Source organism: Arthrobacter globiformis (assembly GCF_003261175.1).
GTDB classification, from domain to species: Bacteria; Actinomycetota; Actinomycetes; order Actinomycetales; family Micrococcaceae; genus Arthrobacter; species Arthrobacter globiformis_A.
Window position 1 is genome coordinate 1 of record NZ_QLNP01000095.1, and the last position, 24,206, is coordinate 24,206.

Annotated in this window: 25 protein-coding genes; 16 read left to right on the forward strand and 9 right to left on the reverse strand. The window is 67.4% G+C overall.

Features of this window, described 5'->3' with window-relative positions; all coding sequences use genetic code 11:
* Positions 1-1,458, forward strand: a 1,458-nt coding sequence (locus DBZ45_RS15420) for an HNH endonuclease signature motif containing protein (RefSeq protein WP_111904762.1), incomplete at its 5' end; no start/stop codon positions are given.
* 71 nt (positions 1,459-1,529) lie between these two features.
* On the opposite strand, the gene DBZ45_RS15425 is transcribed toward DBZ45_RS15420, so the two are convergent.
* On the reverse strand, positions 1,530-2,432 hold the full coding sequence (locus DBZ45_RS15425; RefSeq protein ID WP_440130526.1) for a pentapeptide repeat-containing protein: 903 nt from the start codon (positions 2,430-2,432) through the stop codon (positions 1,530-1,532).
* A 308-nt stretch (positions 2,433-2,740) separates the two neighbouring features.
* Here DBZ45_RS15425 and DBZ45_RS15430 point away from each other — a divergent pair, with 308 nt between their 5' ends.
* Positions 2,741-3,319, forward strand: a complete 579-nt coding sequence (locus DBZ45_RS15430; protein ID WP_111904763.1) for a dihydrofolate reductase family protein — start codon at positions 2,741-2,743, stop codon at positions 3,317-3,319.
* Between the two features lie 5 nt (positions 3,320-3,324).
* Here the strand turns inward: DBZ45_RS15430 and DBZ45_RS15435 are convergent, their stop codons facing one another.
* Genes DBZ45_RS15435 through DBZ45_RS15450 form a run of 4 tightly spaced genes read right to left on the reverse strand, consistent with a single transcriptional unit; the run spans position 3,325 to position 5,397 of the window.
* On the reverse strand, positions 3,325-3,792 hold the full coding sequence (locus tag DBZ45_RS15435; RefSeq protein ID WP_111904764.1) for a YbaK/EbsC family protein: 468 nt from the start codon (positions 3,790-3,792) through the stop codon (positions 3,325-3,327).
* A 16-nt stretch (positions 3,793-3,808) separates the two neighbouring features.
* A complete protein-coding gene (locus DBZ45_RS15440) occupies positions 3,809-4,681 on the reverse strand; it encodes an SURF1 family cytochrome oxidase biogenesis protein (protein WP_111904765.1) in 873 nt (290 codons plus the stop codon).
* The gene (locus tag DBZ45_RS15445; protein ID WP_111904766.1) at positions 4,682-4,942 is read right to left on the reverse strand and encodes a hypothetical protein; all 261 of its coding nucleotides are present in this window, start codon (positions 4,940-4,942) and stop codon (positions 4,682-4,684) included. It lies immediately after the preceding gene.
* Positions 4,939-5,397, reverse strand: a complete 459-nt coding sequence (locus DBZ45_RS15450) for a DUF3099 domain-containing protein (protein ID WP_223257109.1) — start codon at positions 5,395-5,397, stop codon at positions 4,939-4,941. The genes DBZ45_RS15445 and DBZ45_RS15450 overlap by 4 nt, the downstream gene beginning before the upstream one ends.
* A 139-nt stretch (positions 5,398-5,536) precedes the next feature.
* Here DBZ45_RS15450 and DBZ45_RS15455 point away from each other — a divergent pair, with 139 nt between their 5' ends.
* From DBZ45_RS15455 to DBZ45_RS15470, 4 genes are all read left to right on the forward strand, one after another.
* The gene (locus tag DBZ45_RS15455) at positions 5,537-6,262 is read left to right on the forward strand and encodes a beta-ketoacyl-ACP reductase (RefSeq protein WP_111904768.1); all 726 of its coding nucleotides are present in this window, start codon (positions 5,537-5,539) and stop codon (positions 6,260-6,262) included.
* Positions 6,263-6,445: 183 nt separating this feature from the next.
* Positions 6,446-7,198 carry an SDR family oxidoreductase gene (locus tag DBZ45_RS15460; protein WP_111904769.1) on the forward strand — a complete coding sequence of 251 codons (753 nt, stop codon included), beginning with the start codon at positions 6,446-6,448 and terminating at the stop codon, positions 7,196-7,198.
* Between the two features lie 145 nt (positions 7,199-7,343).
* Positions 7,344-8,201, forward strand: a complete 858-nt coding sequence (locus tag DBZ45_RS15465; RefSeq protein ID WP_111904770.1) for a VOC family protein — start codon at positions 7,344-7,346, stop codon at positions 8,199-8,201.
* 101 nt (positions 8,202-8,302) lie between these two features.
* Positions 8,303-9,139 carry a hypothetical protein gene (locus DBZ45_RS15470; RefSeq protein WP_111904771.1) on the forward strand — a complete coding sequence of 279 codons (837 nt, stop codon included), beginning with the start codon at positions 8,303-8,305 and terminating at the stop codon, positions 9,137-9,139.
* Between the two features lie 4 nt (positions 9,140-9,143).
* On the opposite strand, the gene serB is transcribed toward DBZ45_RS15470, so the two are convergent.
* A complete protein-coding gene (gene serB, locus DBZ45_RS15475) occupies positions 9,144-10,049 on the reverse strand; it encodes a phosphoserine phosphatase SerB (protein WP_111904842.1) in 906 nt (301 codons plus the stop codon).
* Positions 10,050-10,191: 142 nt separating this feature from the next.
* Here serB and DBZ45_RS15480 point away from each other — a divergent pair, with 142 nt between their 5' ends.
* Positions 10,192-10,965, forward strand: coding sequence for a phosphatase PAP2 family protein (locus tag DBZ45_RS15480; protein WP_111904772.1), 774 nt, complete (start codon positions 10,192-10,194; stop codon positions 10,963-10,965).
* Here the strand turns inward: DBZ45_RS15480 and DBZ45_RS15485 are convergent.
* Positions 10,942-12,204 (reverse strand): MFS transporter, encoded by a 1,263-nt coding sequence (locus DBZ45_RS15485; protein ID WP_111904773.1) that lies wholly within the window; start codon positions 12,202-12,204, stop codon positions 10,942-10,944. The two genes, DBZ45_RS15480 and DBZ45_RS15485, sit on opposite strands and share 24 nt — an antisense overlap.
* Before the next feature lie 70 nt (positions 12,205-12,274).
* Here DBZ45_RS15485 and DBZ45_RS15490 point away from each other — a divergent pair, with 70 nt between their 5' ends.
* The 6 genes from DBZ45_RS15490 (at position 12,275) to DBZ45_RS15515 (ending at position 16,877) form a co-directional block, all read left to right on the forward strand.
* Positions 12,275-12,829, forward strand: coding sequence for a CGNR zinc finger domain-containing protein (locus DBZ45_RS15490; RefSeq protein WP_111904774.1), 555 nt, complete (start codon positions 12,275-12,277; stop codon positions 12,827-12,829).
* Between the two features lie 11 nt (positions 12,830-12,840).
* Positions 12,841-13,626 (forward strand): ABC transporter ATP-binding protein, encoded by a 786-nt coding sequence (locus DBZ45_RS15495; protein ID WP_111904775.1) that lies wholly within the window; start codon positions 12,841-12,843, stop codon positions 13,624-13,626.
* Positions 13,627-13,644: 18 nt separating this feature from the next.
* Positions 13,645-14,430, forward strand: a complete 786-nt coding sequence (locus tag DBZ45_RS15500) for a sulfite exporter TauE/SafE family protein (RefSeq protein ID WP_111904776.1) — start codon at positions 13,645-13,647, stop codon at positions 14,428-14,430.
* Between the two features lie 37 nt (positions 14,431-14,467).
* Positions 14,468-15,277: a TrmH family RNA methyltransferase gene (locus tag DBZ45_RS15505; RefSeq protein ID WP_111904777.1), complete on the forward strand. Its 810-nt coding sequence runs from the start codon at positions 14,468-14,470 to the stop codon at positions 15,275-15,277.
* A 165-nt stretch (positions 15,278-15,442) separates the two neighbouring features.
* Positions 15,443-15,700, forward strand: coding sequence for a type B 50S ribosomal protein L31 (locus DBZ45_RS15510; protein ID WP_102973586.1), 258 nt, complete (start codon positions 15,443-15,445; stop codon positions 15,698-15,700).
* An 82-nt stretch (positions 15,701-15,782) separates the two neighbouring features.
* Entirely contained in the window at positions 15,783-16,877 is a 1,095-nt protein-coding gene (locus DBZ45_RS15515; protein WP_111904778.1) for a lipoate--protein ligase family protein, read from the forward strand.
* Positions 16,878-16,937: 60 nt separating this feature from the next.
* On the opposite strand, the gene pepN is transcribed toward DBZ45_RS15515, so the two are convergent.
* Together pepN and DBZ45_RS15525 are read right to left on the reverse strand one after the other, a co-directional pair.
* Positions 16,938-19,583 (reverse strand): aminopeptidase N, encoded by a 2,646-nt coding sequence (gene pepN / locus DBZ45_RS15520; RefSeq protein ID WP_111904843.1) that lies wholly within the window; start codon positions 19,581-19,583, stop codon positions 16,938-16,940.
* A 57-nt stretch (positions 19,584-19,640) separates the two neighbouring features.
* Positions 19,641-20,666, reverse strand: coding sequence for a YeiH family protein (locus DBZ45_RS15525; RefSeq protein ID WP_111904844.1), 1,026 nt, complete (start codon positions 20,664-20,666; stop codon positions 19,641-19,643).
* Positions 20,667-20,822: 156 nt separating this feature from the next.
* Here DBZ45_RS15525 and DBZ45_RS15530 point away from each other — a divergent pair, with 156 nt between their 5' ends.
* The 3 genes from DBZ45_RS15530 to DBZ45_RS15540 are packed head-to-tail and all read left to right on the forward strand — an operon-like array spanning position 20,823 to position 24,185.
* Positions 20,823-22,418 carry a circularly permuted type 2 ATP-grasp protein gene (locus DBZ45_RS15530; protein WP_111904845.1) on the forward strand — a complete coding sequence of 532 codons (1,596 nt, stop codon included), beginning with the start codon at positions 20,823-20,825 and terminating at the stop codon, positions 22,416-22,418.
* On the forward strand, positions 22,411-23,337 hold the full coding sequence (locus DBZ45_RS15535; protein WP_111904779.1) for an alpha-E domain-containing protein: 927 nt from the start codon (positions 22,411-22,413) through the stop codon (positions 23,335-23,337). The genes DBZ45_RS15530 and DBZ45_RS15535 overlap by 8 nt, the downstream gene beginning before the upstream one ends.
* The gene (locus DBZ45_RS15540) at positions 23,334-24,185 is read left to right on the forward strand and encodes a transglutaminase family protein (protein WP_111904780.1); all 852 of its coding nucleotides are present in this window, start codon (positions 23,334-23,336) and stop codon (positions 24,183-24,185) included. Before DBZ45_RS15535 ends, DBZ45_RS15540 begins: the two co-directional genes overlap by 4 nt.
* Positions 24,186-24,206 lie beyond the last annotated feature (21 nt).

Here is a 24,206-nt window from a genome sequence, read left to right on the forward strand (position 1 = left end):
CTGCAGGTGCTCGCCGCGGGCGCGGTGGACCGGGCCCGCACCGCAGCGGTCACCGCCGCAGCATCACCCCTCGTCCCCGTCACGGCCGCTGAAGCGGGCCCGGGTCCGGGCGATGACGGCTCCCGGAACACCGTGGAGTTCCTCCGGGGCAGGCTGCGGATCAGCTCCGCCGAAGCCCGCCGCCGGATCGGGCTGGCCGACTCTGTCCTGCCCAGGGCAGGGTTCGGCGGGCAACAGCTCCCCCCGAGGTACCAAGGAGTTGCCGCCGCGGTCAGCACCGCCCAGATCAGCTCCCGCGCCGCAACCACCATCACCCTGGCCCTGGACCGGGCGCAGCATTTCACCACCCCGGACCACACCGCCGTGATGGAACACGACCTGACCCAAGCCGCCGTCGAAAACGACGCCGACTTCCTCACCCGCGTCGCCAAACACTGGGCCGAAGCCATCGACCAGGACGGGACCGAACCCTCCGAAGCGGCCCTCCGGCAAATCCAGGGCGCGTTCATCCGCCGCCCCAAACACGGCCTGCAGCACCTGGAAATTTTCGCCACCACCGAACAGTTCGAAACGCTCACCACCGCCATGAACACCGCCACCAACCCCCGCACCCCGGCCCCTGCAAAAGGCAACGGCAACGACGGGAACGGCGCCGACGGACCAGGCAGTGACGGACCAAGCAGTGGGGCGGGGAACGCTGAATCGGCCAGCCTTGACGGTTGGGACACCGAGGGTGTCCCGGAGGTCTCCCTGGATCACCGCTCACAGGGGCAGATGCGGCTCGACGGGCTCGTCGGCGCCGTCCAGACCGTCCTTACCACCGACATCCTGCCCGCCAACGGCGGACACCGGCCCCAGATCCTGGCCACCATCAACTACCGCGACCTCCTCGCCGACCTTCGGAAGCGACAAGACGCACAATGGGCCCAAGACTCACAGGGGGACCAGGGCACCCAGTGGGACCAGGGCACCGAGGGCCCGCAGCCGGCCTACACCGGCCGGACCAACGCCGGGAGCACCGGCGGCACCGCACTGTTCGCCTTCTCCGGGCCGGTGAACCCGGCCACGATCCGCAAAATTGCCTGCGACGCCGACATCATCCCCGTCGTCCTCGGCAGCCAGGGCCGGATCCTGGACATCGGCCGCGCCTCACGCGTCTTCCCGCCCCACATCCGCAAGGCCATCATGGCCCGGGACCAAGGCTGTGCGTTCCCCGCCTGCACCATCCCGGCTGCGTGGTGCGAAGCCCACCACATCACCTACTGGTCACGCGGCGGAACCACTGGAACCGGCAACGGCGTCCTGCTCTGCAGCCACCACCACCACCTCATCCACAAAGAAAACTGGACCATCGAAGTCACCAACGAGGTGCCCTGGTTCAAACCCCCACCAGAACTCGACCCCCACCGAAAACCCCGCCGCAACAACTACTTCCACTCACGCCCCCAACGGGAATGATCGGGCCAAGCGGGTGGTACCGCTGCCCGACGGCGGTGAGGACTTCCGGAGCGAGGACTACTCGGACCTCATCACGCTGTCCACGTTTCACCGCGGTCCTGGTCCCCGTGCCAGTTCGCGGGGATTTCGAACCCGCCCGGCAGCCGTGTCTCAGAGTTGCCCCGCGCGCTGTTGAGCTGCGGCTGCGTCAGGTACAGGGCGCGGGACAGATCGGCGCCCTCCAGTCGCGCATCCCTTAGGTCTGCGCCCAGCAGGTCCACCGCCGTCAAATCAGTGCCGCGCAGGTCTGCCGCGATGAGGCAGGCGCCCCGAAGGTCGGCGCCGCAGAGCCGAAGCGTCCGGAGGTTCACGCCCGCCAGGTCCGCCGCCGGCTGCAGCCGTTCATCAAGCTCGTCGCCGGCGGCGAAGTAGGCGGCGCGGACTTCCTCGCTGACCTCTACCAGTACCTGCCGCACCCGCTGATGAAGTGTCCCGGAGTCGAGGGCGAGCAGTCCAGGCAGCGGTCCCTTCGCGGCGCTCCCGATGGCGAGCCGCAGCTCCTGCACCGCGGTGCCGGTCTCGGGGTCGAACGCTCGCTCCTCCGCCTCGGCCAAGTACCAGAGCATCTCGTGAAGCTGCCTCATGATCTTGAAGGCAGCGAACATTGCCGACCTGCCGTCCGGCTTATCGCGCCAGCTGACGCCGTCGAACAGCCCCTGCGACACGGCCTGGCCCGCGCCGAAGCAGTCGAAAACGGTGCAGCCGCGGAAGCCGCGCGGCCGCAGCCGGTCGTGGATGCCGCAGGAGAAGTCAGCGGCCAGGTTCGGGCACGGCGTGCCCGCCGGCTTGTCGAGGGCGAAGTCGGCCGAACGGGAAAATCCGAAAGCGGTGCAGCACAGCGCAAAACAGTTGCTGTAGTCGGGGTGCAGTTCGTCCCGGCCAGGAACGGCGGCCGGCTGCAGAAAAGATGTACGTGGAATGGATGTAGTGCCCAAGTGATCTCCCAAGAATGATGCGGATGTGTATGTCGCATGGGGAACTCGTCGTCGAGTTCCCTCGGCGGACACACCGGATCACCGCTCCGGAAAGGAAAGCGGGAGCATTGCCGCGAGAGGGCAGCTGCTGTGAGCTAGAGAGAAGAATGAAGAATCACTGGCTTCAGAATACCTGCATGGCGCCAGGCTGGATGCAGGGCAATCGGCGCTGATCAGCCTGGTAGTAATCCTTCGCTTCCGTAGCTAAGCTCTCTCCGCTGTGACAGCTGTATCCGCAAACCCGATCAGCCGCACCCGAGGAGAGCACCATGAGCGCTACCTACACCTTTGACGTCTTTTCCAGCCTCGATGGCTTCGGCTCCGCCAGCGGCAACTGGGGCGGCTACTGGGGCAAGCAGGGCCCAGAACTGCTCGAGCACCGCTTCGCCTTGTATGGCGGGGAGCAGCGGATGGTTTTGGGGGCCAACACGTATCGGGCGTTCGCGCAGATGCTGGCGTCAAGCACTGAGGAGTCCGACGTCCGTGACCCCTGGGTTACGCGGATGCGGAACCTGCCTGCAACGGTGGTGTCGAGCACGCTGAAAGTACCGCTCGACTGGCCCGACGCTACGCTCGTGAGCGGCGACGCCGTCGACGTTGTCGTGCGGCTCAAGGAGGAGTCTGAAGTGCCGCTGCGCTCACACGGCAGCCTGTCGATGAACCGGGCGCTGATGGCCGCCGGCCTGGTAGACCGCGTCCAAGTGACGATGTTCCCTGTGATCACCGGTCAGACCGGAGAGGAGCCGATCTTCCAGGGTGCCGCCGACTTCGATCTCGAGCTGATCGAGAGCCGGACGCTCGACGGCCGCACCCAGGAGCTCATCTACCGGCCAACCCTTCACGTCTAAGGCCCCTACCGCACCCGCAACGCGTGGGCGTCCGTGATGCGCTGCAGCTCGTTGTAGCTGATGGAGAACATCGAATGGTGGTCGCCGGCCCCGGCCCAGAGCGTTGAGTGCTCTTCGAGTGAGGCATCCAGCAGCGTGCGGATCTTGGCCGGGTGGCCTAGCGGTGCAACCCCGCCCACTTCCTGGCCCGTGTGGCGCAGGACGAAGTCAGGCGCGGCACGGCGGATCCGTCCGGTGCCCAGCTGGGAGGCGACAAGGCGCACGTCCACTTTCGCGGCGCCGCTGGCGAGGATCAGCAGGGGAGTTCCGTCCACTTCGAACACCAGGCTGTTGGTGATCGCCGCAACGTCGCAGCCAAGCGCATCAGCCGCGGCGGCCGCCGTCGGAACGGCGCCGGCAAGAACCGTCACTGTGTCGCGGGCTCCGGCTGCGGTCAGGGCGCGGCGCACGTTGGCCACCGGATCGGTAAGCATGTCCGTGCTCCTGCCGTCAGTAGCCCTGGGCATCCAGGATCGCGTCTTCCTCTTCCTCCGCCGTCGGGCGCTTGCGCTTCCGGGGCGCCGGCGGACGACGGCGGGCTCCCACGGCCACGGCGGCAGGCTCGCCCTCCGACATCCCGGCATCCTCCGCATCCATGGCGGCGTTCCGCGCCTGCTGCCGGGCTGCATAACCGAAGCCCACAAACATGAGGACGCCAAAGGCGAACCACTGCAGCGAGTAGGACAGGTGCGTCCCTTCGTCCACAGAGGGCATGGGGAACGGTTGCGGCATGTCCGCCACCGGCGGCGTTTCCGACGCGAGCTGCCCATAGGCGCCGGTAAGGAGCGGGGAGCCCAGCTCGGCGGAGTAGGCCGGAAGGTCAATGGAGGCGAGCTGGCCCTCCGGGGCACCGCGCTGCAGCGTGGGTTCGCTGTGCTTGAGCCGCACCACTGCCGTGATCTGCCCGGACGGCGGCGCCGGAATGGAGTCCGGCCGGCCAGGGGTCTTGTTGCCGATCGGCAACCAGCCGCGGTCAATCACCACGGTCTCGCCCGAAACAAGCTTGAACGGCACCACCACCTCGTAGCCGGGCTGGCCGTTGAGCGGGCGGTTGCGCACGATCCGCTGCCCGTCGACGTCGTACGTGCCCTGGAGCTTGACCTGGGTCCATTCCCGCGACGGGTCCAGCTGATTGAACTCGTTGCGCGCCTGATCAAACGTGATGGGAGTTGCCGAGTAGTTGGACGTGACCCGCTGGATTTCGGCCAGGGTCTCGGCCCGGCGGTCCATCTGCCAGCGGCCAAGGAAGACGCAGCCGGTGGCGAAGATCGCGGCCAGCAGGAGGTAGCCCAGCCACTTGCTGGAAAACAGGAACTTGTACATTCAGCCGTTCCCGCCGGTCTCTGCGGCCTCGAGCGGCACGGTTTCCTTCCAGAGTCCGCGCGTCTGCAGGTAGTCCTCCAGCCATGCCTTGTGCTCGCCGCACGCCAGCCACACCTTGCGGCGCTCCGGCGTGTGGATCTTGGGATTGTTCCAGAGCAGCTGCCAGGACGCGTCGGCCCGGCAGGCTTTACGCGAGCAGGTGGCCGAGGATGCCGGGCCGGCAAGATCGCCGCTGCCGCAACCCAGGTTGAAAATGTTCATGAAGCTTTCTGTCCCCGGCCGTCGTCGTCTTCTTGTTCGTCTTCTTCGTCATTGGTGATGAGTTCGCCTTGGAGCACCGTCGGTTCATCCTCCGTGTCGGAGCTTTCCGCAGGTTCGGATTCCTCGGCCGCCCCCAGCTCCGCGTACGGCGCGTAGTCGAGCAGTGCGTCGCTGTGGATCTCCGCCTTGTCTGAACCGTTGGCGATCACCACCGCGACCCATGGCAGGAAGACCGCGCCAGCAACGGCAACCAGCTTGAACCAGCCGTCCACCACGAAGATCAGGATCAGGCACACCATGCGGATGGCCATGGCGAGGGCGTACTTGATCATGCGCTCCCGCATGTCTTCGGAATGCGCTGCGGCGGCGTCCGTGATGCTGATTACTTCCGGATTACCGGAGGTGGCATCACGCCTCCCGGGCAACTGCTGACCGGGCTGAGGTTCAGATGTCACGACTGTTTGATCACGCTCCAATGGCTACCCCAATTCTCTCACCATCCACAGGAGGCTCCCAATCGGGCGATAAGATCGGAGGCAGTCAAAAATCCAGCCACCACGGCGGAGCCATGCTCCGCAGAAAACCGGAGCACACATGTCTGAAGCAGCAACCACGGCCCGCAGCGTCCTCATCACCGGCGGCAACCGCGGCATCGGCCTGGCCATCGCGGAGGCCTTCGTTGCCAACGGGGACAAGGTGGCCGTAACCTATCGCAGCGAATCGAAGCTGCCGGAAGGAGTCCTGGGGGTCAAAGCGGACGTGACCGACGAAGCCTCCGTTGACGCTGCGTTCGCCGAGGTTGAGGCCGCCCACGGCCCGGTCGAGGTGCTGGTGGCCAACGCCGGCATCACCAAGGACACGCTGCTGCTGCGCATGAGCGAGGACGACTTCACGTCCGTCATTGACACCAACCTGACCGGGGCCTTCCGCGTCATCAAGCGCGCTTCTAAGGGCATGATCCGGCTGCGCAGGGGCCGCGTGGTGCTCATCTCCTCCGTTTCGGGGCTGTACGGCGCGCCGGGGCAGATCAACTACTCCGCCTCCAAGGCCGGCCTCGTTGGTATTGCCCGCTCCCTGACCCGCGAGCTTGGTTCGCGCGGCATCACGGCGAACGTCGTCGCACCCGGGTTCATCAACACGGACATGACCGCAGAGCTCCCGGAAGCAACCCAGAAGGATTACCTGTCCAGCATCCCGGCCGGACGCTTCGCCGATGCCTCCGAGGTGGCCAACGTGGTCCGCTGGATCTCCAGCGACGAGGCCGCGTACATTTCCGGCGCCGTGATTCCGGTCGACGGCGGCCTCGGCATGGGCCACTAGGCACCAGGCCGGCCCGGGACCTCAGGCCCGGGGCATCAGGGAAACTTCCGCTCACGGTTGGCCGCCGGCTTCTTTGTCGCGTTCCGACAAAGGAAACCGGTGCGGGCGCTGGCATGATGGACTTCAGGCCATCAGCAATTAGACGTTTTGAACAAAGTTATAGCTTTAGACAAGGGAGCCCACATGGGACAGCTGGACAACAAGACAGCCATCGTCACCGGTTCTTCGCGCGGCATCGGCGCCGAAGTTGCCAAGATCCTCGCCGGCGAGGGTGCCGCCGTCGTCGTTAACTACCGCCAGAAGGCGCCGCGCGCCAACAAGGTGGTGGCCGGGATTGAGGCCGACGGCGGCCGTGCCGTCGCCGTGGGCGCCGACCTGACCAGCATCGAAGGTGTGCAGGCGCTGGCCAGCGCTGCCATGGAAAACTTCGGTTCGCTGGACGTCCTGGTCCTCAATGCCTCGGGCGGCATGGAATCCGGCATGGAAGAGGACTACGCCCTCAAGCTGAACCGTGACGCACAGGTCAACATGCTCAACGCCGCCGCGCCCCTCATGAAGGAGGGTTCCCGCGTGGTGTTCGTGACCAGCCACCAGGCGCACTTCATCAACTCGGTCCCCACCATGCCCGAGTACGAGCCCGTGGCCCGCAGCAAGCGCGCCGGCGAGGACGCCCTGCGCGAGCTCCTGCCGAACCTGGCGGACAAGGGCATCTCCCTGGTGGTCGTGTCCGGCGACATGATCGAGGGCACCGTGACCGCCACGCTGCTGGACCGCTCCAACCCGGGCGCCATCGAGGCCCGCCGCGCCGAGGCCGGCAAGCTGTACTCCGTGGAGGAATTTGCCGCAGTGGTTGCCAGCATGGCCACCGCCGACGTCGAATCCGGCCACACGGAATACGCCGGCGGCGCGGACTACTTCGGCAAGAGCGCCGAATAGTCGCTGCCCGCGCGGGTTTCCCGACGCGGGTCCCTGCACGAAGGCCCGGCGCACCAGCGCCGGGCCTTCGCTGTCTCCTAACCGACGCGGAAATCAGGTCCCGTAGGCGTTGTCCGGGCGGCCCGGGGCGCCTAGGGTCATAGCCATGGCGGAGGACGCAGCAGTACCGAAGAGGAGTTATCCGGCCGGCGTGCCGTGCTGGGTGGACTGCCAGCAGCCCGACGTGGAAGCAGCCAAGAAGTTCTACGGGGGACTGCTGGGGTGGGAGTTCGACGCCCGTACGGCGCCGTCCGGGGACACCGGCAGTTACCTGATTGCCCGGCTCGGCGGCCAGGAGACTGGCGCCATCACGGACTTGGGCCCCGGGCCCCACGGCGTCCCGGCCTGGAGCACGTACATCGCGGTCGACGACGCGGACGCCGCGGTGCGGCACCTGCTGTCAGCCGGCGCAACCCTGAAATCAGCCCCTGCCGACACGGGAGTTGGAGGCGTGCGGGCCTCGCTGGCCGATCCTGAGGGCGCGGAGTTCCGCATCTGGCAGGCCGGGGAGCGGCCGGGCGCCCAGGCGGTCAACCTCCCGGGCGGCTGGAACTTCAGCGACCTCCACACAGCGGACACGGATGGCGCCGCGGACTTCTACGCCCGGGCCTTCGGCTGGGAGTTCGACCGCCTCGACTTCGGCATCATGATCCGCCGCCCCGGCTACGGCGACCATCTGGAGGCCACCATCGACCCCGATATCCGGGCCCGGCAGTCCGGGGACATGGTTCCCGCCGGCTTCGAAGACGCCGTGGGCTGGGTGGCACCGGCCGCCGCGGGGGAGCGGCCGCACTGGCACGTCACCTTCACCGTGGCGGACCGGGACCGGGCGGTCCAGGAAGCGGAGCGCCTTGGCGGCCAGGTCTTGGGACAGGATGACACCGAGTGGACACGGACCGCCCTGATCCGTGACCCCGGCGGGGCTGTGTTCACCGCAAGCCAGTTCACGCCGCCGTCGGGCTAGTTTTGATTCTCCGGCTGGGTCCGGATCGCGTGGCACAGTGTGGTGCTGTCGGCCGGCCAGGGATCTGGATCGCTCCGTTAATCCGAGAGTACGCTGTGGCTATGGCTGAACGGGCAGCACTGGCCGGAGAACCGTCGGAGCGGCTTCAGGCTGTGAAGCCGCTCGCCTGGATCATGGCTGGCCTGTGTGCAGTGCTGTTCTTTGGGCTGGTGGACCTGTCCACGCTCTTCGATTTGGCTGATCCCAGCTATCAGTGGGACGTCCCCTTGGAGGCCAGCTGGGGAAGCTTGTTCACATTCGTACTGGCTGGCGCCTACGTTTGGATTGCCGTGGTGCCCAGCCAGTCATGGCCTGCCGTAGTACAGCTTGGGATCGCCGGGACAGGGCTGGTTGCCAGCAGCCTGGCGGGCCTTGATGTTCGCCCGCTCGTGCTTGGCCTCCCCATTGTCGGCTCGGCCGCCTTGTTCGCCTGGCTGTGCCGGGAGCTTTCCGGACCCTTGCCACGCCGCATCTCGGTGCATTGGCCGCTGCTTGTCCTCGGGGCTGGTGGCGCACCCCTGTGGCTGATGTATGCGCTTTACGCCCTCGAGAAATCCCGGACCCCGCACGAAGGTCCCGATTGGGAAGGCCAGACCATGGGCATTGACCACTGGCCCGTGCAGGGCGCGGCTGGCCTCACACTGGCCGCCTGCTCGTTGGTGATGGCTGTGTGGCCGCCCGCTCGGCCATTGATGCGGCTCAGTGTCAGCCTCTCAGCCACTTTCATAGGCGTGGCCATGCTGGCGTACCCATCGAGGGATGGAGCGATGCCCGGCACCGGCTGGGGAATCGCTTTCGCCATTTGGGGAACGCTTCTCGCATTGCCCGCTGCAGGCCTGGCAGCACAAGCCGCAAGCGCAAGCCGCAAGCGCACGTACCGCCGTACCGGAGCGCGGTGAACGCCTAGACGCCGGCGATATGCCGCACCGCGTCGAGGTAGGGCATGTTGATGGCGGCGTCGGCCACGGCGCGGACGGCTGGCTTGGCGTTGAAGGCCACCCCGATGCCCGCGGCGCCGAGCATGTCCAGGTCGTTGGCCCCGTCACCCACCGCGATGGTGTGCTCCAGCGCGATGCCCTCGGCGGCTGCCCATTCGCGGAGGTATTTTTCCTTGGCGGCGCGATCGATGACGGCCCCGAGGACCTTGCCGGTCAGGGCGCCGTCCACGATCTCCAGCTCGTTGGCAATCCAGTAGTCCATGCCGAGGTCCTCCGCGATGGGGCGCAGGATCTGGTTGAAACCACCGGACACCACCGCCACGGCATGGCCTGCGGCCTTGAACGCGGCCACCAGCTCCGCGGCTCCCTCGCTCAGCTTCACTTCCGCTCGGACGGAGTCGACGACGGCGGCGGGCAGCCCTGCGAGGACGGCCACCCGGGCGTGCAGGCTTTGCGCGAAGTCGAGTTCTCCGCGCATGGCGGCTTCGGTGACGGCGGCGACTTCGTCGCGCTTTCCGGCGTAGGCGGCAAGGAGTTCGATGACCTCCTGCTGGATGAGGGTGGAGTCGACGTCCATGATGAGGAGCTTGCGCTCCGCCTTCCGCAGTTCAGCGGGGACGATGGCGGTGTCCACTCCGGTTCGCTCCGCGTTCTCCTTCGCGGCCGCAATCACGTGCCGCAGGCCGGCGATGTCGGCGGCGGAGCTCGACGGCACGGAAAAGTCCAGGGTGCAGACCTCGAAGCGTCCGTCCCCTGCGCTGGAGGCATCCTCGAAGGTGGCGCCGGAGTCCGCCAGCAGGGACCGCAGGTTTTCCGGTTCCGAGGGGGACAGTTTCAGGCCGTAGCTGACCGCAGTCACGTTCGAAGTCATGGCTGCAATCTTATCCAGCGCGGCGCCGCCGCCCGAATCCGTTGCGCGGCAGCTGTGCACGCATCCGTGGACCGCAACCGCATCCAGCGGGCTCCCAGCCAACGTCCGGCCAGCCCGGAGGCACGTCCGGCAGAATGGCCCGATGATCCTTGCCTTGACTGCCCGCCTGCGCCCGGCGCCTCCGCTGAGGGCGTCGCAGCAGGTACTTTTCTGCTGGGCCGGGGCTCTCCTGGTGGCCGGTGACGCTGTTTTTTGGCTCATGTTCGCTGCGATCCAGTCGGATTCGGGGCTGGCAGTCATGGACGGTCCGGTGCACAGCATGTTGGTGGACTCCCGGAATCCCGCCGCCACCGCGTTTTTGGCCGGCCTGACGATCGTGACAGCGCCGGAAGTCCTGACCGTGATCGGCGCCGTGTTCGCCCTGGCGTGGGCTGTCCGGAAGCGCGAACTGTGGCGCCCGGCGGTGCTTATGGGCGCCATGGTGCTGGCCGTGGTGGTGACCACCCTCATCAAGCAACTTGTCAGCCGGTCCCGCCCGCCGTCGTCGGACTTCCTGCTCGGCCCTGACGACGCGCTCTCGTTCCCCTCGGGTCACACAGTGGGAATCGGGGTGTTCACGGTGGTGCTCGCCTACCTCGTCTTGTCACGGTCGGGAACGCGTACGACGGCGATGCTTGGGTTCGCTGCGACCTTTGCCGTTACAGCGCTGGTTGGCTTGAGCAGGCTGTATCTGGGCTATCACTGGCTCACCGACGTCGTGGCGTCGCTAGGGGTAGCGCTGGCTGTTGCAGCGGTGGCCATGTTCACAGACGCCGCCCGGCACGGTTCCGCGAAAGGCCGCTCCGGAGCGCTCAACAGCCGCGCCCCCAACAGCTTGCCGGCTGCTGATCCCTCAGCTCCGGACGCGCAGCCGTAACAGTGCCGCGGCCGCGGCCGCGACAACCGCCGCCGCCAAGGCGCTGACCCCGGAGTAGCCGGTCAGGCCCATGATGGGTCCCGCCGCCGCGCTTCCCACCGCGCCGGCCAGGGACATGGTGGCGTCCGAGAACCCTTGGACGGGAATGCGCTCCGCAGGGGTCAGGGAGGCAACAAGCAGGGTAGAGCCGGCAACGGTGGTAGCCGACCAGCCCAAGCCGAGCAGGATCAGCCCGACGGTGACCGAGCCCATGCTCTGGGACGCCAGTCCGGTCAATGCCGCAGCCGCGAGCAAAGTAAGCAGGCCGGCCAGTGCGGTGGTGCGCGGTCCGAGCCGGTCGGTGAGGGCACCCATCAGCGGTGACAGGGCGTACATGCCCGCGATGTGCAGTGAGATGGTGAGACCGATCAGCGCGATGGTGTCGGGGTTCCCGGCGGCTTGTCCTGCGTGATGCTGCATGTGCAGCGGCGTCATGGACATGACGGCGACCATCACCGCGTGGGCCGCAATGACCGCTGTGACCGCTCCGCGGGCGGCGGGGTGTTCCCCGATGATCCGCCAGCCTTCCCGCCAGGCACCCGAGCGCTGTGCGACGGGAAGGAGGTCTTCCCCGTCGAGGCCGCGCCGGGTCAGAAGCGGGTCCGGATGCAGGGTCAGCGTCACGATGGCAGCGCCCACCACCATCCCCAGCGCCGAGATCAGGAACGGGCCGGCAGCAGGCGGGATGTCCAGCCAGCCTGCCAGGACGGCCCCGGGAGCCACCATGTTGGGACCTGCGACGGCCCCGATGGTGATGGCCCACACCACCAGGGACAGGTCCCGTCCCCGGTGGGCCGGTTCGGCCAGGTCGGTGGCAGCGAAGCGGGCCTGCAGGTTCACCGCGGAAGCCAGCCCCACAAGGAAGGCCCCGCCAAGCAGGAGCACAAACAGTTCCGTGGTGACGGCGGCGACCATCAGGAACGTACCGGCGATCGCAGCGGCCAGGCCGGTGGTGAGGGCCAGCCGGCGTCCCCGCTGCAGGGCCAGGCGGGAGAGCGGAATCGCCGTGACCGCGGTGCCCAGAGTGAGCGCGGTGTTGACCGACCCGGCCCACGCTTCGGAGCCTGACAGGTCAACGGCAAGGATGGAGCCCAGGGCCAGGGTTGAGCCGTTGCCAAGGCCGGAGAAGATCTGTGCGACCGACAAGGTCCGCACGATGCGGCGCTGGGTTGAACGGGTTGTTTCGGCGGTGCTGGTCAAGTCGGATGGTCCCCTCGGACAGATGCTTGTCGTGGAAAACTCCACAGGATAACTGTGGTGTCATGGGTTTATGCAGTTCAACCATGACAATATGCACGGGGTGCGGCTGGCTGAGTCCCTCGTCAACATGCTCGCCGACGGCCCGTGGGACAGCAACGCTCTGCAGGATCTCCTGACCGGCCACCTGTTCCGCTCGCCCCGGATCACCCCCAAGTACCAGGACGAACTTCGGGAGTGGGCCGTCCGGCTGCAGACGGTTTTCGCCGCCGAGGACCAGGAGGCCCGCTGCTCGGCAGTCAACGCCCTGCTGGCCGGGGGCGTGCGGCGCGTGTTTCTGACCACGCACGACGGCATGCTCCCGCACCTGCATTTTGCGGACGCCAGCGAAACCCTGGTCGAAAGAGTGCGAGCGGTGACCGCCGGCGGACTGGCCATCTTCATGACCGAGGCGGCCGGTGAACGGCTTGGCGTCTGCGCCCTGCGGGACTGCGGCCGCGTCTTTGCCGACACCAGCCGTGGCGGCAACCGTGCGTACTGCTCAGCCCGGTGCGGCAACGCCGATGCCGTGCAGCGCTATCGCGGCCGATTGCGGGCCGGTTATCAGTCGCAAGGTGTTTTGTCCTAGTGTCTACTTCTATGAGTGATGTTCTTGAAATGGCCGCCGTCAGCGTTGTGCGCGGAGCCAAAACGCTCCTGAGCAAGGTGGACTGGCAGGTCAGTGAAGGCGAGCGGTGGGTCATCCTCGGCCCCAACGGCGCCGGCAAGACCACTCTGCTGCAGATCGCGGCTGCGCGGCTCCACCCCACCAGCGGCATCGCCGGCATCCTGGACGAGAGCCTCGGAAAGGTGGACGTCTTCGAACTTCGGCCGCGGATCGGCCTCTCCTCGGCCGCCCTGGCCAACCAGATCCCCGAATACGAGACGGTGCTCAACGTCGTCGTCACTGCCGCCTACGGCGTGACCGGCCGCTGGCGCGAGGGTTACGAGAAGGACGACGAGCGCCGTGCGTTCGCCCTCCTGAACGACTGGGGCATGGGCCCGCTCCTGAACCGCAAGTTCTCCACGCTCTCCGAGGGTGAACGCAAGCGCGTCCAGATTGCCCGGGCCCTCATGACCGACCCCGAACTGCTGCTGCTCGACGAGCCTGCCGCCGGCCTGGACCTTGGCGGCCGCGAGGACCTCGTGCACCGCCTCAGCCAGTTGGCCATGGACGAGGACGCCCCGGCGATCGTGCTGGTCACCCACCACCTTGAAGAAGTCCCGCCGGGCTTCACCCACGCCATGCTCATGCGCGACGGCGAAGTGGTGGCTGCAGGTCCGGTCGAAGAGGTCCTCACCTCGGGCAACCTCAGCGAGACTTTCGGCCTGCCCCTCGACGTCTCGGTGAACGCCGGCCGTTACACGGCAACCGCCCGCCGCTAGCGGCGCGGGCGGCACAGCGTGGAGTTTTTCAGCGGCATCCTTGTGTTCTTCGCCGGCCTCTGGGCCGGCACCATCAACAGCGTTGTCGGGTCCGGAACCCTTGTCACCTTCCCGGTCCTGATCGCCCTGGGCATAGCACCGGTGACGGCCTCCATGAGCAACGCCATGGGCCTCGTCGCCGGAGGGGCGGCGGGCGCGTGGGGTTACCGCCGCGAGCTCAAGGGCCGCGGCCGTCAGCTCCTGCGGCTGCTCCCGGCTTCCCTGCTGGGCGGCATCACCGGAGCCTGGCTCCTGCTTCATTTACCGGAGAAAGTCTTCCACTACGCGGCGCCGGTTCTCATTGTCCTGGCCCTGCTGATGGTGGTGTTCCAGCCCAGGCTTCAACGGTGGGTGCGGAACCGTGAGGAAAACCCCGAGCACGCCCTCCGCGACAAACACCACGGCATTTTGCTGGTGGTTCTTGTATTCCTCGCCGGAGTGTACGGCGGCTACTTCGTCGCGGCACAGGGAATCCTACTGGTGGGCATCCTCGGCGTGTTCATGACAGGCACCATCCAGAACGCCAACGCCATGAAAAACGTCCTGGTGCTGGGCGTGAACCTGATCGCGGCCGCCTCCTATCTGCTGTTTGCCTTCGACCGGATCAACTGGGCAGTGGTGGCCATCATCGCCGTCAGCTCCCTGATCGGCGGCCTCCTTGGCGCCAAGGTGGGCCGCCGGCTGTCGCCGCCTGTACTGCGCGGCGTCATCTTTGCCCTCGGCCTGGTGGCGCTCGGCTTCCTCGTTGCGAACCTGCTCAAATAATTAATGGAATGCAAGTGATTCTCGAAATGACCGCCCGGTGACTTTCCACTATCTCGAGTCGGCCGCGGATCCCCGCGTTGCCGACTACACCCAGCTGACGGATGTCCACCTGCGGAAACTCCGCGAACCCGCCGAGGGCATGTACATCGCCGAATCCTCCCGTGTCCTGCGGCGCGCCCTCTCCGCGGGGCACCGGCCGCGGTCCTTCTTCCTCGCGGAGAAATGGCTTCCGGACCTCGCGGACATCTTCGAGCAGTACCCCGATGTTCCGGCCTATATCGGCAGCGCCGCCCTTCTGGAGGAAATTACCGGGTTCCACCTGCACCGCGGAGCCATGGCGGCCATGCACCGTCCGGCGCCGGTCCCGCTGGCGGAACTGTTGGCCGGCGCCCGGCGCGTGGCGGTGCTTGAGGACATCGTGGACCACACCAACGTGGGGGCCATCTTCCGGTCGGCGGCGGCGCTGGACGTCGACGCCGTCCTGGTCTCGCCCCGCTGCGGCGACCCGCTGTACCGCCGCAGCGTCCGCGTCAGCATGGGCACCGTCTTCCAGGTGCCCTGGGCCAGGCTGGACAGCTGGCCGCAGGACCTGACGCTCCTCAAGGAACAGGGCTTCACGGTGGCGGCGATGGAGCTCACCGACGACGCCGTCGACCTGGACGAGCTGGCTGCCAGAAACCCGGACCGGCTCGCCCTGGTGCTGGGTACGGAAGGTGCCGGCATGAGCGCGGACACGCTCGCCGCCGTCGACCTCGCCGTCAAGATCCCGATGCGCGCTGGCGTTGACTCACTCAACGTTGCGGCGGCGTCCGCCGTCGCATTCTGGGAGCTGCGGCCGCGGGCCTAAACTCGCCGGAACGGCGGTTCGTGAGCACCTTCGGCATCGGCTATGATTGATAGCTGGTTCCCCTGTGTTTTTCGTTGGCCTTGTGGCTGACCGGATCGCGGCGGAAGCCATCCCATTCATACCTGGCAGCTGGCAAAATCCAGTTGCGTGAACAAAGGCCCCATTATGAAGTCGAACACTCACCCGAAGTACGAAGCTGTTGTTTTCAACGACCTGGCCTCCGGCACGAAGTTCCTGACCCGCTCCACCGTGTCTTCCTCGAAGACCATCGAGTGGGAAGACGGCAACACCTACCCGGTCATCGACGTCGAAATCTCCTCCGAGTCCCACCCGTTCTACACGGGCAAGCAGCGCATCATGGACTCCGCTGGCCGCGTCGAGCGCTTCAACGCTCGCTTCAAGGGCTTCGGCGGCAAGAAGTAATTCACTTCTCCCCAAGGTTCTTTGGAAAGCCCGCACCGGCAACGGTGCGGGCTTTTCGCGTTTGTGGGGCAGGATGGAAGGCATGAGTGCCATGCCAAGACCTGCAGCGGGAGAGTCGGCCCCCGGGCTGCACGGTGAGTACAAGGTCCCAGGCGGCAAGCTCGTAGTAGTGGACCTCGACGTCGTGGACGGCGCCTTGGCGGATGTCTCCTTGAGCGGCGACTTCTTCCTCGAACCGGATGAGGCCCTGCTGGCTATCAACGCCGCCGTGGGGGGACTGCCGGAAAGTTCGACGGCGGCTGACATCGCTTCCGCCGTGGAGGCCTCCCTCCCGGAGGACGCCGTGCTGTTCGGGTTCTCCGCCGACGCTGTCGCCATCGCCGTTCGCAGGGCGTTGGCCAAGGCTACCGCGTGGACGGACCACCACTGGAACATCATCGCGCCCAGCGTGCTGCCCACGCACCTGAACGTGGCGCTGGACGAGGTGCTGACCGAGGAGGTTGGCGCCGGGCGCCGCAACCCCACCATACGTTTCTGGGACTGGGAGGAACCGTCGGTGGTGATCGGCAGCTTCCAGTCCTACCGCAATGAGGTGCATCCCGACGGCGTGGCCCGGCACGGCATCACGGTGGTCCGCCGCATCAGCGGCGGGGGAGCGATGTTCATGGAGGCGGGCAACTGCATCACCTACTCGCTCTACCTGCCGCAGACGCTCGTGGACGGTATCAGCTTCGCCGACTCCTACGCGTTCCTCGACGGCTGGGTCATGGCCGCGCTGAAAAAGCTCGGCATTGACGCCTTCTACGTTCCGCTCAACGACATAGCCACCGGCCAGGGCAAGATCGGCGGGGCGGCGCAGAAGCGGCTCGCCAACGGCGGCATGCTCCACCACGTGACCATGAGTTACGACATTGACGCCGACAAGATGGTGGACGTGCTCCGGATCGGCAAGGAAAAGCTCTCGGACAAGGGAACCACCAGCGCCAAGAAACGCGTGGACCCGCTGCGCCGCCAGACCGGCCTGGCCCGGGCGGAGATCGTGGCGGCCATGATGGAGGTGTTCGCCGAGCGCTACGGGGCCACGCCGTCGGAGATCACGGAGCAGGAGCTGGAAACCGCCCGTGGGCGTGTCGCGTCAAAGTTTGGCACGGACGCCTGGCTGCACCGGGTCCCCTGACAAGCCTAGACACGCCCACCCGCTGCTCCGTAAGTGCCCTTTCAGGGGTTATTAGGGCATCTAGGGAGCACTCGATGGGGTTTTCACCGACAGTGCCTGCGCGGATAGCGCACGGTGCAGGTGGCTCCGCTGCTCGATGATGATCCGGCGCAGGGCACGCGGGGCGTCCTGGTGCTCTGAAAGCCAGCGGTCGGTGCGTGCCACCACCGGATGGTCCTCCGGTGCCCCGGCCGAATCCAGGTCCTGGACGGCCGGGTAGAGACCGCGGACGATCCGGCTTGCGATTTCGATGCTCCGCTCCGCCCACACCGTTTCCAGGCACTCGAAGTAGGGCTCCACAAACGGGTCCAGGAGTTCCTCGGAGGCGGTGTTGAACCCGGCAATGGTAGCGCTCAGCAGCTGGTTGGAGAGCGCCGTCCCGCGGACCGCTGCCTCCCAGGCCGCGGCCTTGACCGCCGCCTCAGGCCGGGCTGCCAGCGCCGTAGCGTGCCCTGCCCGCCCGGACGCCGTCGTGTCCCTGGCCAGCTCGGCGCCGAGCTCCTGCTCCGTGGCCAGGCCACGGGCCGCCAGGGCGTGCCACAGGCTCCAGCGGAGCTCCGCGTCCACGGACAGTCCAGGCACCCGCTCACTGCCGTCCAGCAGCCCGAGCAGGAGTCCGGCCTGGCTGCCGTCTGTGCGGCTGACCGTGGCAAGTGTCCTGGCCCAGGCAAGCTGCCGGTCGGAACCCGGCTCCGCCGCGCGCAGCTCCCGTGCCGCGCCCTCGGCAAAGGACTTGCGCAGTGCGTCACGGTCAGTGGCCGGAACGTACTGTTCAAGGGCCATTGTGGCGTTGCCCAGGATGTTCAGCAGGACGCCGATCCCGGACTCGGCGGCAGCGAAGCGGAGGACGGCGTCCACGTACTGCGAGGCAGGTGTAATGGCGTCCCGGGCCGAATTCCACAGCGCGGACCAGCACAGGGCACGGGCCATGGGGTCGCTGATCCGGTCCAGGGAGGAACGGACGGCGGCCTCCGAGACCGGATCCAGCCGCACCTTGGCATAGCTCAGGTCCTCGTCATTGATCAGGAGCAGGGCCGGGCGGCGCTTCCCGGACAGGGCGCTGACTTGCTCGGCCGCGCCAGCCAGGTCGGTCTCCACGGAGTCAGTCCGGACCAGCCTGCCGGCGGCATCGAAGTTGTAGAGCCCGATGCGAAGCCGGTGAGGGCGCGGCTCCTGCCGGCCGGTGACGGGATCGGGCGCGTCCTGCAGCAGCGTGATCCGCTCCAGGGTCTCAGTTCCGTCCGGCGCTACACTCGTCTCCAGCTCGGCGCTCAGCGTGGAAATGCCCGAGGTCTGAAGCCACTGCCGGGCCCACGTGGTGAGGTCCCGGCCGGAGGAAACGGCCAGGGCACCGAGCAGGTCGGCCAGCGTGGTGTTCCCGTACTCGTGGTCCCTGAAGTACTTCCGGGACCCCTCAACGAAGGCGTCGAAGCCGACGTAGGCCACCAGCTGCTTCAGGACGGAGGCGCCCTTCGCGTACGTGATGCCGTCGAAGTTCTGCTTGGCCGCCTCGAGGTCCGGGATGTCGGCCACGATCGGGTGCGTGGTGGGCAGCTGGTCCTGGACGTAGGCCCAGGCCTTGCGGTTGTTCGCGAAGTTGACCCAGGCGGTGTCCCAGTCCGTGGCGCGGTCCACGCCGAGGGTGCCCATGTAGTCCGCGAATGATTCCTTGAGCCAGAGGTCGTCCCACCACTGCATGGTCACGAGGTCGCCGAACCACATGTGGGCCATCTCGTGCAGCAGGGTGTTGGCGCGGCCCTGGTACTGGGAATCGGCGGCCCGTGAGGTGAACACGTAGTTTTCCGTGAAGGTGACCAGCCCGGGATTTTCCATGGCGCCGAGGTTGTATTCGGGGACGAAGGCCTGGTCGTACTTGCCCCACGGGTAGGGGTAGTCAAACAGCTGGTTGAAGAAGTCCAAGCCGTTCTTGGTGAGCCTGAACAGCTCGGCGGCGTCGAACGAGGGCGCCAAGGAGGCCCGGCAGTACAGTGCCAGCGGCACGTCAAGGCGGGCCCCGCCGTCGTCCGTCCTGCTCCAGTGGTCCTCGGCTTTGAAGTAAGGGCCGGCCACCACCGAGGTGATGTAGGTGGACATGGGCAGGGTGGGCACGAAGTCCCAGCGGGCCGCGGCGGCATCGTCCGCCAGGGGCAGGCGCGCCGCCTCGGCGCCGTTGGAGGCCACCTCCCAGCCCACCGGGGCGGTGACGGAGAAGGTGAACCGGGCCTTGAGGTCGGGCTGTTCGAAGTTCGCGAAGACCCGGCGGGCATCGGCCGGTTCGTACTGGGTGTAGAGGTAGCACTGGCCGTCGGCGGGGTCAAAGAACCGGTGCATGCCCTCGCCCGAGCTGCTGTACAGCGCGGTTCCGGTGACAGTCACCCTGTTCTCGGCCTGCAGGTTGTCCAGCCGGATCCGTGCCCCGTCCACCACGTCGGGGACCGGCAGCTCGACGCCGTTGAGGACCACGCTGTGCACGTCGCCGGCGATGAAGTCCAGGAAGGTGGATGCTCCCGGCTTCTCTGCCGAGAAGGCGATGGTGCTGCGGCTGGTGTAGCCGGCCGTGTCCGGATCCGGTGCTCTGCGGACGTCGAGCGCGACGTCGTAGCTGTGGGTGGTGATCAGGGCGGACCGCTCTGCCGCTTCGTTGCGCTGGAGGTTCTGGTTCGACACCAAGCTATTGAATCATGGGGGCTAATGCACCAAGATCAGGTACTGCACCAAGACCAGCTACTGCACCATGAGCAGCGCGGCGGCCAGGCCCAGGACCGCGATCAGCAGCCATGCGGCGAAGGCGGCCAGCACGGCGCGGGCCCCGGTGTGCATCAGGGTGCGGATCCGCACCGCCGAGCCGAGGCCAAACAGGGCAGCGCCGAGCAGCACGTCCTGGAGGCCGGCCGCTGCTTCCAGCCAGCCGCTGGAGAGCCAGCCGCTGGAGCGGAGCGCCACCATCACGATGAACCCGACGACGAACAGCGGGACAAGCGGAGGCTTGCCCGCGGCGGTGCCGCCGGCCCGGCCGCCTGCCTCCCGGCGGTGCCGGATCCGCTGCTCTGCACCGGCCATGGCCACCACCGGCGCCAGGAGGATCACCCGGGTGAGTTTGACGACGACGGCGAGGGCCAGTGCCGCCGGACCCGCGGTTTGCGCCGTGGCCACCACCTGCCCGACGTCGTGGACCGAGGCTCCGGTCCACGCCCCGAAGGCGTCGGCGCTCAGCTGCAGCGGATGGACCAGCAGCGGGAGCACGCCGATGGCCAGCGTCCCGCACAGCGTCACCAGCGCCACGGGCAGGACCGTGTCCCGGTGGCTAATGCGCCGTACGGCGGCCATCGCACCGATCGCCGATGCGCCGCAGATGGAAAACCCGGTAGCGATCAGCAGCGCAGTGTCGGCCGGAAGCCGAAACAGGCGGGAAATCCCATAGGTTCCCGCGAAGCTGGCCACCACCACCGCAGTGATGAGCAGGAGGGCCAGCCAGCCGAGGCCTAACACGTCCGAAAGGCTCACCTTCAGTCCCAGAAGCACGATGCCGCCGCGCATCAGGTGCTTGCCGGCGAAGTCCAGCCCCGGGCGGGCCCGGCCGGCCGTCCACACGGCCGTGCCGGGAAGGTTGGCTGCCAACAGGCCAAGCACCACGGCAAGGGTCATGGCCGGTAGCGCAGGCACGGCGGCGTGTATTGCGAATGCGAAGGCCAAGGCAACGACGGCGGTCAGCAGGCCGGGCAGAATCCGGGTAAAGTTTTGATGCGTCATCCCGCGCAACTGCGACAGCAGCGGCGGCGGAAGTCGGAAGTCTGGCACCTCCCAACCTTGCCGGACGCCGCCGCCAAAGACCAACCGGAAGCCCGCCAACACGCCAGGGCGGGACGGGAAATGAATTCGCAACAAAAAGGTGGTTGGCTAATGACCATGTCTGACCTATTCCAGGATTACTCCGAGGCTGCCGGCCGCACCGGCGCCTACGACGAGATGTTTGCCCCCGGGCAGAAGGCACGCCAGTCGTATGGCCAGGTTGCGGGTGCCCTGCGGGAGCTGTCCCTGGCAGACGTCAGCGCGCGGGCGGACTCGATGGCGAGGACGTTCCTGGACCGCGGTGTGACCTTTGACTTCGCGGGGGAGGAGCGCCCGTTTCCGCTGGACATCGTGCCGCGAGTCATCCCCGCCGACGAATGGGACGTGCTGGAGCGCGGCGTCGCCCAGCGCGTGCGCGCCCTCGAGGCGTTCCTGAACGACGTCTACGACAAGATGACAGTGGTGTCCGACGGCGTGATCCCGCGGCAGCTGGTCACCACCAGCGCGCACTTCCACCGCGCCGTGCACGGCTTCGAACCGGCCGGCGGCGTGCGGGTGCACATCTCCGGCATCGACGTGGTGCGCGACGCCGCCGGAACCTTCCGGGTCCTGGAGGACAACGTCCGCGTGCCCTCGGGCGTGAGCTACGTGCTGGAGAACCGGCGGGCCATGGCAAAGGGCCTGCCGGAGGCCTTCGGCCAGCAGCTCATCCGCCCGGTGGAGGAATACCCGCGCCGGCTGCTTTCGGCGCTCCGCAAGACGGCGCCGTCGGGCGTGGACGACCCCACGGTTGTTGTGCTGACCCCCGGCGTCTTCAACAGCGCGTACTTCGAGCACACCCTCCTGGCAGGACTGATGGGCGTGGAGCTCGTGGAAGGGCGCGACCTCATCTGCCGCGGCAACCGGGTGTACATGCGCACCACCGCCGGCGAACAGCGCGTGGACGTCATCTACAAGCGCATCGACGACGACTTCCTCGACCCCCTGCAGTTCCGCTCCGACTCCATGCTCGGCTGCCCTGGCCTCGTCAACGCAGCCCGCGCCGGCGGCGTCACCATCGCCAACGCGGTGGGCAACGGCGTGGCGGACGACAAGCTCGTCTACAGCTACGTGCCGGACCTGATCCGCTACTACCTCGGCGAGGAACCGGTGATCGCCAACGTGGACACCTTCCGGCTGGAGGAGAAGGAAGCCCGCGAGCACGTCCTGGACCGCCTCCACGAACTCGTGGTCAAGCCGGTTGACGGCTCCGGCGGCAAGGGCCTGGTCATCGGGCCGGACGCGTCCAAAGAAGAGCTCGATGCGCTGCGCAAGCGCGTCATCGCCGACCCGCGCGGCTGGATCGCGCAGCCGGTGCTGCAGCTGTCCACCGTGCCCACACTCAGCGGCGACAAGTTCGGCCCCCGGCACGTGGACCTCCGGCCGTTCGCGGTCAACGACGGCGACGACGTCTGGGTGCTGCCCGGCGGGCTCACCCGCGTGGCCCTGAAGGAGGGGTCGCTGATCGTGAATTCCAGCCAGGGCGGCGGGTCGAAGGACACCTGGGTGCTGGCCGGTTCGCCGCAGGTGCCGGTGGAACGGCTGCCGCAGCAGTCGATCACCGTGCGCGAGCGGGTTTCCGTGTGGCCCGTCGAGAGCAACTGGCGAGACAGGCAGTCGGAACAGCAGCAGCAGCAGATTTCTGACGCGCAGGAGGTAACCGCGAATGCTTAGCCGAATTGCCGAGTCCCTGTTCTGGATCGGCCGCTACGTTGAACGGGCCGATGGCACGGCCCGCATCCTCGACGTCCACCTCGAGCGCCTGAACCACCTGCCCACCGAGGAGCGGCGCAGCGTTGCCCGTGAGCTGCTCGGGGTCATGGGGGCGCGCCCGCAAAGTGAGGACTTCGGGCTGGAGGAACTGCTCCACGCCCTCGCCTACGACAAGCACAGCGCCACCTCGATTGCCGGGTCCCTCGGTGCCGCCCGCGAGAACGCCAGGCGCGCCCGCGAGACGGTCTCCTCCGGCCTCTGGGAGAGCCTGAACACCACCTACTACGGGCTGAACCAGCACCGCAAGGACGTGGTGGGCACCTACCGCTTCTGCCACTGGGTGCTCGAGCGCACCGCCATGGTCAGCGGCCTGGCCGACACCACCGTCAGCCACGACGACAGCTGGCTCTTCCTGGCGCTCGGCCGTTCGCTGGAGCGGGCCGACATGACCGCCCGGATGCTCTCCACCCGTGACGTCCTCTCCGCAGGCATGTCCTGGGTGAACATGCTCCGCTGCGCCGGCGCCTACGAATCGTTCCTGCGGACCCGCCGCGCGGCCTTCGGCGACCAGCATGCGGCCGAGTTCCTCCTGCTGGACCGGCTGTTTCCGCGGTCCATCGTTTACGCCCTCAGTGACGCCGACGAATGCCTGGCCAAGCTGGACCCCTCGGCCCAGCGCGTCGGCTTCATCAACGACGCCCGCCGGATCGTGGGCCAGGCCCGCACGTTCCTGGAGTTCCACCGCACGGATGACCTCATGTCCGAGCTTCCGGAGCACATGGAGCGCGTCCAGAAGGCAGTCGCGCAGGCGTCGGACGCCATTTCCCGTAAGTACTTCAATCAGGCAGATGAACTGGCCTGGGTGGGAGAAGTTTCATGACCCGGCTGAGCATCGTCCACAGGACAGGCTACAAGTACAAGCGGCGCGTCACCCTGTCCTACAACGAGGCCCGGATGACCCCGCTGACCGACCCCCAGCAGGTGGTGCTGGAGTCCTCCATGAAGGTCACGCCGTCGCAGGCAGCGATCAGCAGCTACCGCGACTACTGGGGTACCCGGGTCACCGCGTTCGACATGCAGATGCCGCACGAGCACCTGGAAGTCCTGGCCACCACCACCGTTGAGGTCCACCGGGCGGTGCGTGTACCGTCCGAGGCAGACATCGTGGGCTGGGACGACCTCGCCTCCCCGGAGACACTCAACCAGTTCAGCGACTGGGCGCCGCAGTCCCAGCTGACTGGACCGGGGGAGGAAGTCCTGGCCATCATTCCGGGTGTGGTCGAGGGCAAGAACCCGCATGAGGCAGCCCTTGCCATCTTCGCCTGGATGCGCGGCGAGATGACCTATATGAAAGGCACCACCGGCGTCACCACCAACGCCGAGGAGGCCTGGACGCAGCGCCAGGGCGTGTGCCAGGACCTGGCCCACCTCGCCATCGGTGCCCTGCGCAGCTGCGGCATCCCGGCCCGGTACGTCTCCGGGTACCTGCACCCGCGGTCGACGGCGGACATCGGCGAGACGGTGGCCGGCCAGTCCCATGCGTGGCTGGAATGGTGGGACGGCGAATGGCGCAGCTGGGACCCCACGAACCACAAGCCAGCCGGCGACTTCCACGTGACGGTGGCCCGCGGCCGCGACTACCGGGACGTGCCTCCGCTGAAGGGCATCCTGTCCGGCGGCGGCGGCTCAAACCTGAGCGTCAGCGTGGAGATCACCCGCCTGGCCTAGGCGCACTGTCTGGGCCTGCGC

Bases quoted from the DNA above. Each gene is read 5' to 3' on its own strand.
- DBZ45_RS15515 (WP_111904778.1), top strand. From the start codon at position 15,783: ATGAGTGCCATGCCAAGACCTGCAGCGGGAGAGTCGGCCCCCGGGCTG.
- DBZ45_RS15490 (WP_111904774.1), top strand. From the start codon at position 12,275: ATGCAGTTCAACCATGACAATATGCACGGGGTGCGGCTGGCTGAGTCC.
- DBZ45_RS15510 (WP_102973586.1), top strand. From the start codon at position 15,443: ATGAAGTCGAACACTCACCCGAAGTACGAAGCTGTTGTTTTCAACGAC.
- DBZ45_RS15530 (WP_111904845.1), top strand. From the start codon at position 20,823: ATGTCTGACCTATTCCAGGATTACTCCGAGGCTGCCGGCCGCACCGGC.
- DBZ45_RS15495 (WP_111904775.1), top strand. From the start codon at position 12,841: ATGAGTGATGTTCTTGAAATGGCCGCCGTCAGCGTTGTGCGCGGAGCC.
- DBZ45_RS15445 (WP_111904766.1), bottom strand. From the start codon at position 4,942: ATGAACATTTTCAACCTGGGTTGCGGCAGCGGCGATCTTGCCGGCCCG.
- DBZ45_RS15440 (WP_111904765.1), bottom strand. From the start codon at position 4,681: ATGTACAAGTTCCTGTTTTCCAGCAAGTGGCTGGGCTACCTCCTGCTG.
- DBZ45_RS15460 (WP_111904769.1), top strand. From the start codon at position 6,446: ATGGGACAGCTGGACAACAAGACAGCCATCGTCACCGGTTCTTCGCGC.
- DBZ45_RS15480 (WP_111904772.1), top strand. From the start codon at position 10,192: ATGATCCTTGCCTTGACTGCCCGCCTGCGCCCGGCGCCTCCGCTGAGG.
- DBZ45_RS15525 (WP_111904844.1), bottom strand. From the start codon at position 20,666: ATGACGCATCAAAACTTTACCCGGATTCTGCCCGGCCTGCTGACCGCC.
- DBZ45_RS15455 (WP_111904768.1), top strand. From the start codon at position 5,537: ATGTCTGAAGCAGCAACCACGGCCCGCAGCGTCCTCATCACCGGCGGC.
- DBZ45_RS15535 (WP_111904779.1), top strand. From the start codon at position 22,411: ATGCTTAGCCGAATTGCCGAGTCCCTGTTCTGGATCGGCCGCTACGTT.
- DBZ45_RS15470 (WP_111904771.1), top strand. From the start codon at position 8,303: ATGGCTGAACGGGCAGCACTGGCCGGAGAACCGTCGGAGCGGCTTCAG.
- serB (WP_111904842.1), bottom strand. From the start codon at position 10,049: ATGACTTCGAACGTGACTGCGGTCAGCTACGGCCTGAAACTGTCCCCC.
- DBZ45_RS15435 (WP_111904764.1), bottom strand. From the start codon at position 3,792: ATGCTTACCGATCCGGTGGCCAACGTGCGCCGCGCCCTGACCGCAGCC.
- DBZ45_RS15540 (WP_111904780.1), top strand. From the start codon at position 23,334: ATGACCCGGCTGAGCATCGTCCACAGGACAGGCTACAAGTACAAGCGG.
- DBZ45_RS15430 (WP_111904763.1), top strand. From the start codon at position 2,741: ATGAGCGCTACCTACACCTTTGACGTCTTTTCCAGCCTCGATGGCTTC.
- DBZ45_RS15465 (WP_111904770.1), top strand. From the start codon at position 7,344: ATGGCGGAGGACGCAGCAGTACCGAAGAGGAGTTATCCGGCCGGCGTG.